The organism is Leifsonia sp. NPDC056665 (genome assembly GCF_042791795.1).
GTDB lineage: Bacteria > Actinomycetota > Actinomycetes > Actinomycetales > Microbacteriaceae > Leifsonia.
The window spans coordinates 1-14,337 of the sequence record NZ_JBHTXK010000034.1; the positions used below are offsets into that span (position 1 = coordinate 1).

Consider the following 14,337-nt stretch of genomic DNA (forward strand, 5'->3'; position numbering starts at 1 on the left):
GCGGGGCGCTTATCCAAAAAAAAAACCGTGCGCGGCCACGTAAACCCCCAAAAAATGTTTTTTTTGGGGGTGTTTTCTGGCCCCTCGACGGTGTGGAGCGGCGTGGATGGTCAGGGGCGAGGGGGTTCGATGTGGAGCCAGTAGAAGTTCTGGGTGCCGAGCGTGAGCGTGAACCGGCCGTCCTCCGCGACGGTCGGGAACTCCGCGCCGCCGAACAGGTCGTAGAGCGCGCTGCCGGCGAACTCGGGCGCCTCCAGGGTCACCGACACCGGGTTGTGCGCGAACGAGAACACGCACAGCACGTCCTCCGGCTGGTCGCCGAAGTGCGTGCCGCTGCCCTCGTAGGTGCGCACGAACGCGAGCACCGACTCGTGGTCGGTGGGCAGCACGCGCATGTCGCCGAGGCCGAACACCGGGTGCGCCTTGCGGACGTGGATGACGTTGCGGATCCAGTGCAGGAGTGAGCGCGACTGGGCGAGCTGCGCCTCCACGTTCACCTGGTTGTAGTGGTAGACGAGCGACTGCACGACCGGGAGGAAGAGCTTGCCGGGGTCGGCGGTGGAGAAGCCGGCGTTGCGGTCCGGCGTCCACTGCATCGGGGTGCGCGAGCTGTCGCGGTCGGGCAGCCAGATGTTGTCGCCCATCCCGATCTCGTCGCCGTAGTAGAGGAACGGGCTGCCCTCCAGCGAGAACAGGAGAGCGTGCGCGAGCTCCAGCTCGGCGCGGGAGTTGTCGAGCAGGGGAGCCAGCCGACGTCGGATGCCGATGTTGGCGCGCATCCGCGGGTCGTAGGCGTACCAGCCGTACATCGCCTGGCGGTACTCCTCGCTGACCATCTCCAGGGTGAGCTCGTCGTGGTTGCGGAGGAAGACGCCCCACGCCGAACCCTCCGGGACGTCGGTCGTCTCGGAGAGCACCCGGATCAGCTCGGAGGCCTGCTGGCTGCGCAGCGCGTAGAAGATCCGCGGCATCACGGGGAAGTCGAAGGCCATGTGGCACTCCGGCTCGTCGTCCGAGCCGAAGAAGGCCGCGACCTCGCGGGGCCACTGGTTCGCCTCGGCGATCATCATGCGGCCGGGGTACTCCCGGTCGACCATCACCCGCAGCTTCTTGATGAACTCGTGGGTGGGCGGCTCGCCCTCGCCGTTGCCCTCGTCCGACTCGTACAGGTAGGGGATCGCGTCGAGCCGGAAGCCGTCCACGCCGAGGTCGAGCCAGAACCGGACGACGTCGAACATCGCGTCGTGCACGGCGGGGTTCTCGAAGTTGAGGTCGGGCTGGTGGGAGAAGAACCGGTGGAAGTAGAACTGCCTGCGGGCCTCGTCGAACGCCCAGTTGGAGTCCTCGGTGTCCACGAAGATGATGCGGATGTCCGGCCACTTGTCGTCGGTGTCGTTCCAGACGTAGAAGTCGCCGAACGGACCCTCCGGGTCGCTGCGCGACTGCTGGAACCACTCGTGCTGGTCGGAGGTGTGGTTCATCGGGAGGTCGATGATGATGCGCATGTTGCGCTCGTGCGCCTTGGTGACCAGGTCGCGGAACTCCTCGATCGTGCCGAACTCCGGCAGGATCGCCTTGAAGTCGGACACGTCGTAGCCGCCGTCGCGCAGCGGCGACTGGAAGAACGGCGGCAGCCAGAGCGCGTCGATCCCCAGCCACTGCAGGTAGTCGAGCTTGGAGGTCAGGCCCCCGATGTCGCCCGAGCCGTCGCCGTTGCTGTCCACGAACGAGCGGACCATCACCTCGTAGAAGACGGCGCGGCGGTACCACTGCGGATCGAGGGTGAGCCCGGGCAACGTGATGGGCGCGGTGAAACTCACGGTTCTCCTTCTCGAGCGGCCACGCCGTCGGGGCAGCGAGCTCGGGGGTCGTGCACGGTGGGGTCATGCAAGCGATTACATTCAGAGAAGTCTAGGACCTGCGGGCGGTGGGCTGTCCAGTCCTCCAGCCGCATTCACCGGGTTCCCGAGGGGACCCGGCCTAGACTGGACGACGATGACCTCCTCGACACGGTACGCCGCCTCTCCGTACCCTGCCGCCGCCTCTCCGTACGCGGAGGCGCTGGGCCGCGTCCCGGTCCGCCGCGCCGAGCTCCCGCTGCTGGGCGGCCTGACGCGGTACTGGGACTACGGCGACCCCGACGCCGCCACCACGCTCGTGCTGGTGCACGGCTTCCGCGGCGACCACCACGGCCTGGAGCCGGTGGTCGCGCAGCTCGGCGGCGGGCTGCGGCTGATCTCGCCGGACCTCCCCGGCTTCGGCGAGTCGACACCGCTGACGGAGCGGGACCACGACATCCCCGGGTACTCGGCCTGGCTGCGGGCGTTCACCGCCGGGCTGGGCCTGCAGGGGAGGGTCGTACTGCTCGGGCACTCGTTCGGCTCGATCGTGGTCGCGGCGACACTGGCCGAGGACACGGCCGAGGACGCGGGGCAGCGTCCCGACGCGGTCGTGCTGGTCAACCCGATCGGCCAGCCCGCGCTCGCCGGACCGCGCGGCGTGCTGACCCGGCTCGCGATCTTCTACTACTGGCTCGCGGCGGCGCTGCCCGAGCGCCTCGGCTTCGCCCTGCTGCGCAACCGGGTCATCGTGCGCGTGATGAGCGTCGCGATGGCGAAGACCCGCGTCCGCTCGCTGCGCGCGTGGATCCACGGCCAGCACGACAGCTACTTCTCCGCGTTCAGCGACCGGCGCGTCGTGCTGCAGGCCTTCCGGGCGTCGGTCGCGCATGACGTGAGCGAGTACGCGGCGCGCATCCCGGAGCCGACGCTGCTCGTCGCGGCGGTGGACGACGACATCACGCCGATCGCCGCCGAGCGCCGGTTGCGGGGGCTGTTCCCGGACGCGCGGCTCGTGGAGATCGCGGACGTGGGCCACCTCATCCACTACGAGAAGCCGGTGGAGGCCGCCAGGGCGATCGAGGAGTTCCTGGCCGACCCGGCTGGACGAGACTCCGCCGCGAACCAGGGAGAGAGCGCGTGAGGATCGTCTTCGACTGCCGCTACACCCGCATCGGCCGGCACGACGGCATCAGCCGGTTCACGGCCGGACTCGTGGGGGCGCTGGCCCAGCGGCACGCCGTCACGATGCTGATCAGCGACCACCGCCAGCTCGAGCTGCTGCCGGACCTCCCGTGGGAGCTCGCCGCCGCGCCGACCTCCGCGCTGGAGCCGCTGGTCGCCCGCCGGGTCAACAAGCTTAAGCCCGACGTCGTGTTCACGCCCATGCAGACGATGGGCAGCTTCGGGCGGCGCTACCGTCTGATCCTCACCGTGCACGACCTGATCTACTACCGGCACCCGACGCCGCCGCGCGACCTCCCGGGCTTCGTGCGCGTGCTCTGGCGGCTGTACCACCTCGCGTGGTGGCCGCAGCGGATGCTGCTCAACCGGTCGGACGCGGTGGTGACCGTGTCGGAGACGACCAAGGAGCTCATCGCCGAGCACCACCTGACCAAGCGCCCGGTCTACGTCGTGCCGAACGCCGCGGACATGCCGATCCTCCCGGAGGAGCGCCTGGCGCGCACCGCCCCGGAGGCCAAGGTGCTCGTCTACATGGGCTCGTTCATGCCCTACAAGAACGTGGACACGCTCGTGCGCGCGGCGGCGCAGCTGCCCGACTACTCGCTGCACCTGATGAGCCGGGTCACCCCGGCCGAGCGTGACCGGCTCGCCGCGCTGGCGCCGGGAGCGCGGCTGGTCTTCCACGACGGAGCCACGGACGAGGACTACGCCGAGACGCTCGCGCGGGCGACCGCGCTCGTGACGGCGTCGCGCGACGAGGGCTTCGGCATCCCGCTGGTGGAGTCGATGACGCTCGGGACGCCGGTCGTCGTCAGCGACATCCCGATCTTCCGCGAGATCGGCGGCGAGTCGGCGCTGTACTTCCCGGCTGACGACGCCGACGCGCTCGCAGCGCGGGTGCGGCACCTGGAGCAGCCGGGCGTGTGGGCGCAGCGGTCGGCGGCGTCGCGGCGCGAGGCCGGACGGTTCACCTGGTCGGCGTCGGCCGACCACCTGCTGACGGTGCTCACCGCGACGGCGACCAGGGCCGCCAGACGCGGGCGAAGGGTTCAGAGCACCGACGCCGTGTAGAGGTCGCGATCCTCCGGTCCGAGGTTGAACCGGTCGAGGGTCAGCCGGCCGTCGTCGTAGCGGAAGCGGTGCACCGAGCCGTTCGGGATGACCTCGCCCGGGCCGGGGAGCGCGTGGTCGGTCACATGCCTCACCAGGGAGCCGATCACGCCGCCGTGGCTGACCACGATCAGGTTCTGGCCCGGGTGCGCGCCGCCCAGCTCGATCAGGGCGGGGAGCGCGCGCTCGACGACCTCCTCGCGGGACTCGCGCCCGGGGACGGGCGTGCCCTCCGGCCAGCGCTCCAGGATCTCGGCGCCGGTCAGCCCCTCCGCCTCGCCGTACTGCCGCTCGGCCACCGCCGGCAGCCTGCCAGGCTCGCCGAGCCCCAGGTGCCCGGCGATGATCCGCGCCGTGTCGAGCGCGCGGCTGAGCGGGCTCGCGTACACGGCGTCGAACCGGCCTCCCGACAGCGCGCGTCCGGTCGCCTCCGCCTGCGCCCGGCCGGTGCCGTTGAGCGGGATGTCACTGGAGCCCTGGATGCGCTTGGCCAGGTTCCAGTCGGTCTGGCCGTGGCGAACGAGGGAGATGAAGGTCACGCGCGTCCTTTCGTCGAGGACGCGCGGCGGGTCAGGCGAGCCGGCGCGCCAGCTCGACCAGCGTCTCCGTGGTCCCGCCGTCCAGCTTAACGCTGGCCCGCGCGTCGCCCTTGGTCTCGCCGCGGTTGACGATGACGATCGGGAGGCGCTTGCGGCGCGCCTCCTCCAGGAGCCGGATGCCGGAGTTGACCACGAGCGACGAGCCCGCGATGACGAGCGCGTCGGCCGCGCGCACCAGGGAGCTGGCCTCCCGGTACTTCTCGGCGGGGATGAACTCGCCGAAGAAGACCACGTCGGGCTTCAGATGCCCGCCGCAGACCGTGCAGTCGGGGATGACGAAGGAGTCGACGTCTGTCACGATCGCGTCGCCGTCCGGCGCGATCGCCACGGCGCCCTCGGCCTCCAGCCACGGGTTCGCCGCGTCGATGCTCGCGGTGATCGCCTCGCGGGCGAAGATCTGGCCGCAGACCAGGCAGACGACGCGGTCCATCGAGCCGTGCAGGTCGACAACGCGGCGGCTGCCCGCCTGTTTGTGGAGGCCGTCCACGTTCTGCGTGATGACGCCGTTCGCCGCGCCGGCGGCCTCCAGGGCGGCGAGGGCGCGGTGGCCGTCGTTCGGGTGGGCCGCCGCGAACCGGCGGTAGCCGACGTGACTGCCGGCCCAGTACCGCTTGCGGTACCGGTCGTCGGCGAGGAACTGCTGGAACGTCATCGGCGTGCGCTTCGGGGCGCCTTCGCCGCGGTAGTCCGGGATGCCCGAGTCGGTCGAGACGCCGGCGCCGGTCAGCACCGCGAAGGTCCGCCCGGCGAGCAGCCCCTCGACCTCGTCGATGCCGCGCGAGAGCTCGGGTGAGAGCTCGGTCGTCAGCGTGGTCACAGACACCTCCCGGTCGATCCTCCCCGAAGTCTAAACCGGCCGTTTTTCGAGTTTGTTTCCGGCTACTGGCAATCTGGACGGGTGCACATCCAACGCGTGACCGACCTGACCGCCGACGGCCTCGCCGACTACTCCCGCCTGACCGACGTCGCACTGCGGCGGGTGAGCGAGCCGGAGGGCGGCCTCTACATCGCCGAGTCGACCAAGGTGATCACCCGCGCACTCGCCGCCGGGCACCGGCCGCGGTCCGTGTTGCTGCAGGAGCAGTGGCTGGACGACGTGGCGCCGCTGCTCGCCGACTACCCCGACGTGCCGGTGTTCGTGGGGGAGTCCGCGCTGCTGGAGCAGCTCACCGGGTACCACCTCCACCGCGGGGCCCTGGCGGCGATGCACCGGCCGGAGCTGCCCGACCCTCGTGCGCTGCTGGCCGGTGCGCGGCGGGTCGTGGTGCTGGAGGACATCGTCGACCACACGAACGTCGGTGCGATCTTCCGCAGCGTCGCCGGCCTCGGAGCCGACGCGGTGCTGGTCAGCCCGCGCTGCGCCGACCCGCTCTACCGCCGGAGCGTTCGCGTGAGCATGGGGACCGTCCTCCAGGTGCCGTGGACGCGCATCCCGGAATGGGACGAGGCCGCGCCGCTGCTGCACGAGGCCGGCTTCGAGATCGCGGCGCTCGCGCTCGCGGACGACGCGGTCTCCCTGGACGAGTACGCCGCCCGCGCCCCGGAGCGCGCCGCCCTCGTGTTCGGGTCGGAGGGCGACGGGCTCAGCCGGCGGGCGCTGGCGGCCGTGGACACCGTGGTGACCATCCCGATGCTGCACGGGGTGGACTCGCTGAACGTCGCGTCCGCGAGCGCGGTGGTGCTGTGGACGATGCGGGTGGGGTCGCAGGCGTGATCGTCGTCACGCCTTCCTGTCCCTGCTGTTCGAGGGCGTCGGCGCTCACACCTACTGCACCCTCGAAGCACGCTGGCATTGAATTGGGCGTCCGAAGCCGAGCCATCGAGCGATGTACGCTCGCGGCATGACAGAGACACGAGCGAGTCTGCATGTCGGACGCTGACGGATCCGCTTGGCCAGAGATCGTCCGCCAGATTCATGAAGCGTCCGTGGATGTCGAAGCTATTCCAGTCGATCCGGTTCGCGGTCAAGCGGTCTTGAAAGAGCTTCAACTCACGGAACGCTCCACGTTGGGGGCGATCGCTGCGAACGCTGGTGGCTTACTAATCGAGAGTGGCTGGCTTCGCATCCTCGGCGGCGGCATGCCGGGCCTGCCGAGTCTGTCGCAAGAGAACAGCGGAAGCCGTGCACGGTCGCACCTCGTGGTCGCCTTCGACGCGCTTGGCGGACGTTTCGCCATCGATGGCGGAGGCCTTGGTATCGCAGCGGGGGAGGTTTGCTATTGGGGGCCGGACACCCTCGCCTGGTCCGGAATCGGCGGGGGACTCTCGGCCTTTGTCTCCTGGGCCCTTGACGGAGGCCTGACCGATTTCTATGCCTCATTGCGCTGGACTGGCTGGCGACAAGATTCGTCGTCGTTGGCCGTAGACCAGGGCTGGTCGCTGTATCCGCCGCCCTTCTCGACGGAGGGACAGAACGCGAACGCGGTGTCCCGCTCAGCAGTTCCGCTCGCCGAGCTCCACTACTTCTACGCTGAGGCCGCGCGCCAACTCAACGGCGGCAACGTGTGAGGACGGGTCCTGAGCTGCCGCTTCCGCGTGCGAGGGAAGCCGCCACTATTGCTATTGGGCGATTTATGGCTGTGTCCCAGACCCTGCGCGGGCCTGGGGATCATCCTTCGATGCCTGGTACTCGGCGAAGCTCTTCGGGGATGCCTCCGCGCTGGCGCGCATTTGACGTGTGATCGCCACCGTGACAAGTGTCGCGATGAACAATAGACCGCCGAAGATGACCAGCCCGATGCCCCACCAGATGAGGGCGTCGTCGGCTGCGATCGCGCCTGCTCCGGGGTCTGCGAAATTGGTTCCGTTGTCCAGGTTGAGGGCGTTGAAGTAATCGGACCCGAGCTGGTCGCCGCGGAGTTGGTTGTTGCCGACGACCCACAGAATTGCCCCGAGGGTGAAGCTGACGGCACAACTGACACCGAGGGCTATGCTCGCAGGATTCCGTCTCATGGCCGAATAGTAGAGCATCGCTCAGGTTATAGATATCCGTGGCCCCGGGGATTACGCGATCGGCGGCCATTCGCCAGTCGACGTGGCCGGATCGCCCACGAGCCACCGCTGGTCGAGCGCACCCGATGGGTGCGAGGCCTGGACCACCACAGACAGGTGCTGTGGGCGATGCGGGTACGGTCGCAGGCATGATCGTCTGGCTGAACGGCACGCACGGCGTGGGGAAGACGACGACGAGCGTGCTCGTGCAGCAGCGGATCCCGGACTCCCGGATCTTCGACGCCGAGAAGGTCGGCGAGGTCCTGATGGATGTGAGGCCGGCCCTTCCGGCGACGGACAACTTCCAGCACTGGCCGCTGTGGCGTCCGCTGGTCGTGGAGACCGCGCGGCGCCTGATCGAGTACGTCGGCGGGACGCTGATCGTCCCCATGACCGTCCTGGTCGAGGACTACTGGCGCGAGATCGAGGCGGGGCTCGCCGGCTACGGGATACCCGTCCGGCATGTGATCCTGCATGCCGACGAGGAGGTGCTGGTCGGCAGGATCGACGATGACGAGGACCTCGGGCCGTCGACGTTCCGGCACGCGTACGTCGAACCGTACGCGGCTGCCGCGCGCTCGTGGCTCCACGACGCGGGCGCGGTCATCGACACCGGCGGGCTCACCCCGGACCAGGTGGCGGATCGGGTCGTCCGGTCGCTTCCCGGCAGCGTGGCCGCCTGAGCGCTGCGTCGCGGCTGCCCCGGTGCACCGCCCGCTGGCGCGTTCTCAGCCGATGCCTCAGCGCGTCCCCCTAGAATCCGAAGGTGCCTCAGCAAGTCCTCGCCGATCCGCCGCGCCGCCAGAACCGCAAGCAGGTGTACCGCCGCCGCCGGATCGTCGTCTTCGGAGTCGGCGGCGTGCTGCTGCTCGCCCTGCTCTACGTCTTCGGCTCGGTCATCACGCCGATCCCGGCCACCGCCGCCGTCACCCAGCACGAGACCTCCCTCACACAGGCCGCGGCGCAGCTGAACTGGCCCGGCTACGGGTCGGCCGCGATCACCGCGCCCGACTATCCCGGCGCGACGGAGTACCACGGCAGCAATGCGAGCATGCCGATCGCGAGCATGACCAAGACGATCACCGCGCTCGTCGTCCTCCAGGCCAAGCCGCTGGACGGCAACGCGGACGGCCCGACCATCGCGTTCACGCAGAAGGACGTCGACATCTGGAACCAGGTGATCGCCGCCGGCGGCTCCTGGGCTCCCGTGCAGGCGGGCACCTCGATGACCGAGAAGCAGGCGCTCACCGCGATGCTGCTCCCGTCGGCCAACAACTACGCCATCTCGCTGGCGAACTGGGCCTTCGGCTCCACCTCCGCCTACCTCAAGGCGGCGAACAGCTGGCTCGCGTCGAAGGGCTTCACCGGCACCAAGGTCGTGACCCCGGACGGCCTCGACCCCGGTAACGTGAGCAGCACGAAGGACCTGATCGGGATCGGCAAGCTGGTGCTCGCCTCGCCGGCGCTCTCCGCGATCGTCTCGCAGAAATCGGCGACGCTCCCCGGCGCCGGCGCGCAGGACAACACCAATGCGCTGCTGGGCGTGGACGGTGTGGACGGCATCAAGACCGGCAACACCGACCAGGCGGGATTCTGCCTGCTGTTCTCGGCCGAGGTGCCGGTGGGCAATGAGAAGGTGCGCGTGCTCGGCGTGGTGCTGGGCGCGGCCGACCACGACACGCTGTGGGCGGGGGTGAGCGGACTGCTGACGAGCATGCAGTCGGGCTTCCACACGGTGACGGCAGCGACGACCGGCCAGGTCTTCGGCTCCTACACGACCAAATGGGGCGCGGGCTCCAACGTGGTGGCGACTTCGGGTCAGAGCTTCGTGGTGTGGTCGGACACCCCGGTCACCGTGGACCTGACGACCCAGCGACTGCAGTCGGGGTTCAAGGGGGATGTCGTCGGGCACGTGACGTTCACGGTCAACGGGGCGGCGAAGACGGTGGACCTGGCGCTGGCGAAGGATGTGCCGGACCCGGGGTTCGGGTGGCGGTTGGCGCACCCGGGGGGACTGGGGACCTGAGCCCGGCCCCGTCCTTGCCGGTGCCCGGGTGATCGTCAGGGTGAGTCCCACGGCTGTGTTCGGCGCGTCCGCGCGGATATCCCACATGTGAGGTCTCTCATGGGTGGTCTGTCCCTTTAGCGTGATGAGGTTCGCCCCCAACCCGCCGAGGCCCCACCGTTCATGGACCCTGACACCCAGACTCTCCCGCGCGCCGAATCCGGCCGCCGCCGTTCCCGATCGTCCGCGACGACCCGGTCGGCGACGGTTCCCACGGTGAAGCGAATCGACCTCCAGGGCCTGCGCGCGCTCGCAGTCGGCCTGGTCGTGCTGAACCACGCGTTCGAGTGGCCGGCCGGCGGTTTCGTCGGCGTCGACATCTTCTTCGTCATCTCGGGCTTCCTGATGACGTCGCTGCTGTACCGGGAGTACGAGCGCTCGGGCACGATCCGGTTCTTCGCGTTCTACCGCCGCCGCATCCGGCGCTTGATCCCCGCATCCGCGACGGTGATCGTGGTGACGATCGCGGGAGCCTTCGCGCTGTTCGGCCCCGGCCGGTTCCTTTCGACGGTGTGGGACGGCGTCGCCGCGCTGTTCTTCGTCTCCAACTGGCGGTTCGCCGCCGTCCAGACCGACTACTTCGCGCAGGGGGCGCAGACCTCGCCGCTGCAGCACTACTGGTCGCTGAGCCTGGAGGAGCAGTACTACCTCGTCTGGCCGATCGCGGTCCTCGTGCTGGGGCTGGTCGCGGCCGGTCGGCACCGCCCGCGGGTCCTTGCCGCCGCGCTGTGCCTGGTGATCACAGCAGGCCTCTTCCTCGTGGCGCTCCAACTCACGGAGGCCGACAGCGCGACCGCGTACTTCATCACCCCGGCCCGCCTGTGGGAGCTCTCGATCGGTTCGACGGTCGCATTCTGCATGCCGCTGTTCGACCGACTCCCGTCGCTGTGGCGCCCGTCCGTCATGCTGCTCTCGCTCGCCGGCATGATCACGGCGGCCGTCATCACGCCGTCGGGAGCCGGGTTTCCCGCGCCCTGGGCGCTGGTGGCGGCCATCAGCACGGCCGTGTTCATCGCGTTCCCGTGGCAACCGCGGCGGGCGTGGCTCAACCCGCTCGCGAACCCGGTCGTCTCGCATGTCGGGGACATCTCGTACTCGCTGTACCTGTGGCACTTCCCGGCGCTCATCCTCATCGCGGAGGCGTTCCGGGGGCTGCCAGGGGAGAAGTCGGCGATCCCGGCGGTGGTGTCGATCCTGGTCGCGTTCGGGTTGTCGGAGGTGTCGTACCGGTATGTCGAGGAGACGGTGCGGAGATCGGGGTGGTTGGAGCCGAAGGCGAAGCGGCGCACGGCCGGCCGTTCGCGGGCCAAGTCACTCATCGTCCTCGCCGCATCCGCGGTCACCGCAGTGGCACTCGTGCTCGCGTTCATCGCAGACGATCGCGCAACGGACAGGGAGCCCTCGGCCGCAGCGACGGCGCCGCCGCACACGGCAGACGTGCTCGACGCCGGCGCCGATCGGCCCGCGCTCGACTCCCTCTCAGCCGAGCTGAGGACGGCTCTCAACGCGAAGAGCTGGCCCGAGCTCAGTCCGAGCATGGACAGCGCGGTATCGGGATACGAGCGGGATAACGCGACGATCGCGTGCTCGAATCAAGTCTTCCCCGGCCTGGGGTCGTGCACCTGGGGAGCCGATGACGCGCCGCACTCGGTGGCGATCGTCGGCGACTCGATCTCGGTCGGCTATGTCGCGATGCTGCGCGCGCTCGCAGACGGCTCGAACGGTCAGCTCAAGACCAGCACCCTCGGCATGTACGCGTGCCCGTTCGTGGACTTCGAGACGACGAACGGTGAGGCGTCGTTCAAGCGGGCATGCCCTGGCCGCAAGGCACAGGCGATCGACAACATCGCGGAGCTGAAGCCGGACGTCGTCATCGTCTCCAACACGTACATCCCGCTGAACAAGACCAGCGACGGCACGCCGTTCACGCCCGACGAGTATGCGGCGGGACTTCGCCCGTTCCTCGAGCGGATCACGCCGAACACCGGAAAGGTCCTGCTGCTCGCCCCTCCGCCGGCGGAGAAGGACGTGCGCGAGTGCTACTCGCCTCGAACCGGACCCGACGCGTGCATTACGACGGTGCCCTCCCGCTGGAAGGCGATGGGAAAGGCGGAATCCGCCCTCGCCGCAGAATTCGGCGGTGCGTGGATCGACAGCCGGCACCTCTTCTGCGTGAAGTCGAAATGTCCGGCGTTCGCCTCAGGGATGCCGATCAAATTCGACCACATCCATCACACCGAGGAGTACTCGCGCCACATCGCCGCCGGGTTCGTCGCGCTTGTGGCGCAACAAGGGATCAGCCTCACCGGAGCGCAGGAAGGAGAGCGCGAATGACCGGCTCCGAGACGATGACCACGCCGCCGAGGCGTTCCGAGGTACGCCGGTCGCGTGCGGCGGTCCCGGCAGACCGACGCGGGGCGCCGCAGCCCCCGCGTACGAAGATGCGGCTCGACCTGCAGGGCCTGCGTGCCCTCGCCGTCGGGCTCGTCGTCCTCAACCACGCCTTCGAGTGGCCCGCCGGCGGCTTCGTCGGCGTCGACATCTTCTTCGTCATCTCCGGCTTCCTGATGACGTCGGTGCTGCACCGCGAGTACGAGCGGAGCGGGCGCATCAGGCTTCTCGCGTTCTACCGCCGGCGCATCCGGCGGCTCATTCCGGCGTCCGTCGCGGTACTGGCCGCCACCGTGGTCGGCGCGTGGGCACTGTTCACGTCCGGCCGGTTCGTGACGACCGTGTGGGATGCCGTCGCGTCGCTGTTCTTCGTCTCCAACTGGCGGTTCGCCGCCGCACAGACCGACTACTTCGCGCAGGGCGCCCAGACCTCCCCGCTGCAGCACTATTGGTCGCTCAGTCTGGAGGAGCAGTACTACCTGGTCTGGCCGGCGGCGATCCTCCTCATCGCCCTGCTCGTCGCACGCGGTCGTCGGCCGCGAGTGCTCGCCGCCGCGATCACCCTGGCGATCACGGCCGCGCTCTTCATCCTCTCCCTGCAACTCACGCAGGCCGACAGCGCGAGCGCCTACTTCATCACGCCTGCCCGGCTCTGGGAACTCTCGGTCGGCGCAACGGTGGCGCTGTGCATGCCGTGGCTCTCGCGGGTGCCGGCCTTCTACCGTCCCGCCATCGCACTGCTCTCGCTGGCGGGCATGATCCTGGCGAGCGCGATCACGCCGTCCGGTCAGGGCTTCCCCGCACCGTGGGCCGCGCTCGCCGTGCTCAGCACCGCGGCATTCATCGCCTTCCCCTGGCAGCCGAAGCGTTCGTGGCTCAACCCACTGGACAACCCGTTCCTGAGCTATATCGGGGACATCTCCTACTCGCTCTACCTCTGGCACTTCCCGGCGCTCATCGTCGTGGCGGAGCTGGCCCGCGGGACATCGGCCTCCGGCACTGCGATCCCCGCGCTCGAGTCCATCGCGCTCTCGGTCGTGCTGGCGGCACTGTCGTACCGCTTCATCGAGGAACCTGTTCGCCGTTCGTTGTGGTTGGAGCCCCGGAAGAAGAAGCGGTCACGCAGAGCGCCGGGCTCGCGAGCCAGAGCTGTGACCCTCGGAGCGGTGGCGGTGGCCACCGTCGGAGCCCTGGTCTTCGCATTCACCGTGGATCGGAACTCGTCGACTCCCCAGGCGGCTGTGGAGAAGACGGCGGCGCCGGAGACGGGGAACATGCTCGACGGCGGCGCCGATCGAGCCGCGCTCGACTCGCTCTCGACGGCGATCACGACGGCTCTCGCGGCGAAAAGCTGGCCGGAGCTCAGCCCGAGCATGGACAGTGTCGTCGAGAACTACCAATTCGAGCAAGCCGTGCACGCGTGCGCGAGCTCGAACTATCCGGGAGTCGACAAGTGCACCTGGGGCGACCCGAACGCCCCGCACTCAGTGGCACTCGTGGGCGATTCGATGTCGATCGCCTATGTGGCGATGATCCGTGCCCTTGTCGAGGGATCGGGCGGCCAACTTCGGGTCACGTCGCTCGGACTCTACAGTTGCCCCTTCGTCGACATCCACACGAACAGCCCGAATCCCCAGTACGAGGCCGCCTGCCCCGGGCGCAAAGAACTCGCGATCTCCACTGTGGCGGAAATGCGACCGGAGATCGTGTTCATAGCGAACGGACCGGCTGCCGATATCAACCTCGACACGGGGAAGGAGATCACCCCCGCCGAGTACCAGCAGGGTCTCAAGCGGTATCTCGAGAGGATCACACCCGACGCCGGAAAGGTCGTCCTTCTTGCGCCGCCCCCCGCCCAGAAGGATGTGCGGGAGTGCTATTCCCCTCGGAGCGCACCGGCCGATTGCGTGACCTCCGTGCAGCCGACCTGGAAGAAGTTCACCATGTCGGCCGAGCAGACCCTCACAGAGACCGGCGGACAGTTCGTCGACACGAAGCAGCTGTTTTGCGTCTCCAACAAATGTCCGGCCTTCGTCGACGGCATACCGGTCAAGTTCGACATGACGCACATCACCGAGGAGTACGCGCGCTACATCGCGCCGGCGTTCGTCGCCCTCCTTGCCGAGTCGGGTGTGAGCCTCACCGGCCCGTAGCTTCC

Annotated in this window: 12 protein-coding genes; 8 read left to right on the forward strand and 4 right to left on the reverse strand. The window is 69.0% G+C overall.

Annotation, left to right across the window (positions count from 1 at the left end):
* Positions 1-110: 110 nt before the first annotated feature.
* Positions 111-1,820, reverse strand: coding sequence for a maltose alpha-D-glucosyltransferase (gene treS / locus ACFQ9V_RS19505; protein ID WP_382460773.1), 1,710 nt, complete (start codon positions 1,818-1,820; stop codon positions 111-113).
* Positions 1,821-1,995: 175 nt separating this feature from the next.
* On the opposite strand from treS, the gene ACFQ9V_RS19510 reads away from it, so the two are divergent.
* Together ACFQ9V_RS19510 and ACFQ9V_RS19515 are read left to right on the forward strand one after the other, a co-directional pair.
* On the forward strand, positions 1,996-2,982 hold the full coding sequence (locus tag ACFQ9V_RS19510) for an alpha/beta fold hydrolase (protein ID WP_382460774.1): 987 nt from the start codon (positions 1,996-1,998) through the stop codon (positions 2,980-2,982).
* On the forward strand, positions 2,979-4,094 hold the full coding sequence (locus ACFQ9V_RS19515; protein WP_382460775.1) for a glycosyltransferase family 4 protein: 1,116 nt from the start codon (positions 2,979-2,981) through the stop codon (positions 4,092-4,094). Before ACFQ9V_RS19510 ends, ACFQ9V_RS19515 begins: the two co-directional genes overlap by 4 nt.
* Here ACFQ9V_RS19515 and ACFQ9V_RS19520 read toward each other — a convergent pair.
* Positions 4,073-4,672, reverse strand: coding sequence for a histidine phosphatase family protein (locus ACFQ9V_RS19520; protein WP_382460776.1), 600 nt, complete (start codon positions 4,670-4,672; stop codon positions 4,073-4,075). The two genes, ACFQ9V_RS19515 and ACFQ9V_RS19520, sit on opposite strands and share 22 nt — an antisense overlap.
* 31 nt (positions 4,673-4,703) lie before the next feature.
* On the reverse strand, positions 4,704-5,549 hold the full coding sequence (locus ACFQ9V_RS19525; protein WP_382460777.1) for a Sir2 family NAD-dependent protein deacetylase: 846 nt from the start codon (positions 5,547-5,549) through the stop codon (positions 4,704-4,706).
* 81 nt (positions 5,550-5,630) lie between these two features.
* Between ACFQ9V_RS19525 and ACFQ9V_RS19530 the strand changes: the two genes are divergently transcribed.
* Both ACFQ9V_RS19530 and ACFQ9V_RS19535 read left to right on the forward strand, forming a co-directional pair.
* A complete protein-coding gene (locus ACFQ9V_RS19530) occupies positions 5,631-6,446 on the forward strand; it encodes a TrmH family RNA methyltransferase (RefSeq protein ID WP_382460778.1) in 816 nt (271 codons plus the stop codon).
* A 152-nt stretch (positions 6,447-6,598) separates the two neighbouring features.
* Positions 6,599-7,240, forward strand: coding sequence for a DUF2625 family protein (locus ACFQ9V_RS19535; protein WP_382460779.1), 642 nt, complete (start codon positions 6,599-6,601; stop codon positions 7,238-7,240).
* A gap of 63 nt (positions 7,241-7,303) precedes the next feature.
* Here the strand turns inward: ACFQ9V_RS19535 and ACFQ9V_RS19540 are convergent, their stop codons facing one another.
* Positions 7,304-7,702: a hypothetical protein gene (locus ACFQ9V_RS19540; protein ID WP_382460780.1), complete on the reverse strand. Its 399-nt coding sequence runs from the start codon at positions 7,700-7,702 to the stop codon at positions 7,304-7,306.
* A gap of 170 nt (positions 7,703-7,872) precedes the next feature.
* Between ACFQ9V_RS19540 and ACFQ9V_RS19545 the strand changes: the two genes are divergently transcribed.
* The 4 genes from ACFQ9V_RS19545 to ACFQ9V_RS19560 all read left to right on the forward strand — a co-directional run bounded on the left by ACFQ9V_RS19545 (position 7,873) and on the right by ACFQ9V_RS19560 (position 14,332).
* Positions 7,873-8,406 (forward strand): AAA family ATPase, encoded by a 534-nt coding sequence (locus tag ACFQ9V_RS19545; RefSeq protein WP_382460781.1) that lies wholly within the window; start codon positions 7,873-7,875, stop codon positions 8,404-8,406.
* An 83-nt stretch (positions 8,407-8,489) separates the two neighbouring features.
* Positions 8,490-9,749: a D-alanyl-D-alanine carboxypeptidase family protein gene (locus ACFQ9V_RS19550; RefSeq protein ID WP_382460782.1), complete on the forward strand. Its 1,260-nt coding sequence runs from the start codon at positions 8,490-8,492 to the stop codon at positions 9,747-9,749.
* Between the two features lie 255 nt (positions 9,750-10,004).
* A complete protein-coding gene (locus ACFQ9V_RS19555; RefSeq protein WP_382460783.1) occupies positions 10,005-12,122 on the forward strand; it encodes an acyltransferase family protein in 2,118 nt (705 codons plus the stop codon).
* A complete protein-coding gene (locus ACFQ9V_RS19560) occupies positions 12,119-14,332 on the forward strand; it encodes an acyltransferase family protein (protein WP_382460784.1) in 2,214 nt (737 codons plus the stop codon). The genes ACFQ9V_RS19555 and ACFQ9V_RS19560 overlap by 4 nt, the downstream gene beginning before the upstream one ends.
* Positions 14,333-14,337: the final 5 nt, after the last annotated feature.